Here is a 1283-nt window from a genome sequence, read left to right as displayed (position 1 = left end):
AGAGATGGATCCGTAAATTTGAACAACTCCTATAAGTGATATTCTGCTCCTCAAATGATGTTATAAACATCAATATATGGAGTATTTTATGGCACGTAGACCAAGAAGAAATCATTCAAATGATTTTAAAGCTAAGGTAGCACTTGCTGCGATTAAAGCAGAAAAAACACTTGCTGAATTGAGTGCTGAGTTTGATGTTCATCAAAACCAAATTATTGACTGGAAAAATCAATTGATCTCAGCTTCCTCGCAAGCTTTCGATCAATCAAAAGCTCCAACAGAACCACCCATCGATCTAAAAAAACTACATGCAAAAATCGGTGAGCAGGCATTAGAAATTGATTTTTTAGAAGGTGTGTTGAAGAAACTGGGCCGCTTCAACCACAAAAGTTAATCGACGACTCACTTCAGATTTCAGTATCTAAGCAAGCTAAGCTGCTGAAAGTCTCCCGTGGTTGTTATTACTATCGCCCAAAACCTGTGAGTGCATCAGATCTGAAGCTGATGCGATGTATTGATGAATTACATATGCAATATCCTTTTGCAGGCAGTCGTATGATGCGTGATTTGTTGAATCGTCAAGGACATCATATAGGACGACGTCATACACGTACTTTAATGAAGAAAATGGGTATTCAGGCGTTATATTGCAAACCAAATTTAAGCCAGGCTAATCAAGCTCACCGTAAATATCCATATCTGCTCAAAGGGTTGGCTATTCAGCGCAGTAATCAAGTGTGGTCTACGGATATAACGTATATCCCTATGGCAAAAGGCTTTGTTTATTTATGTGCTGTGATTGATTGGCATAGCCGCAAGGTACTTGCGCATAGGGTATCGATTAGTATGGAGGTGGATTTTTGTATTTCGGCTTTAAATGAAGCGATTGAAAAATATGGTCGACCTGAAATATTTAATACAGACCAAGGCAGCCAGTTTACCAGTGATGCATTTATTGATGTATTGAAATCAAATGGCATTCAAATCAGTATGGATGGTAAAGGTCGATGGGTAGATAATGTGATGGTTGAACGATTATGGCGGAGCGTTAAATATGAAGAGGTGTATCTCAAAGCTTATAGCAGTGTCACAGATGCGAAAAAGCAATTAAGTGCATATTTTGAGTTTTATAATTTGAAACGACCTCATTCGAGTCTAGACAAAATGACACCAAATGAGTTTTACTATGATCAGCTACCCCAACAAAACAAGGTGGCTTAACTAGAGCGGAATATCACTTATAAATACGCTTTTAGTTGTTCAAACAAGTGGGACCACCTCTA

General features: G+C 38.2%; 1 protein-coding gene. It reads left to right on the top strand.

Features of this window, described 5'->3' with window-relative positions:
* Positions 1-88: 88 nt before the first annotated feature.
* Positions 89-1221, top strand: a protein-coding gene (locus FTV34_RS17545) for an IS3-like element ISAba14 family transposase (RefSeq protein WP_223155595.1) whose coding sequence is annotated in 2 segments (ribosomal slippage) — positions 89-341 and positions 341-1221 — 1134 coding nt in all. Because the reading frame shifts where the segments join, the coding sequence is not laid out codon by codon here.
* The last annotated feature ends 62 nt before the right edge of the window (positions 1222-1283 follow it).

Source organism: Acinetobacter sp. YH16038, from assembly GCF_013417275.1.
Lineage (GTDB): Bacteria > Pseudomonadota > Gammaproteobacteria > Pseudomonadales > Moraxellaceae > Acinetobacter.
The sequence above is the reverse complement of the archived record's forward strand: the minus strand, read 5'-3'. Positions and strand labels throughout refer to the sequence as shown.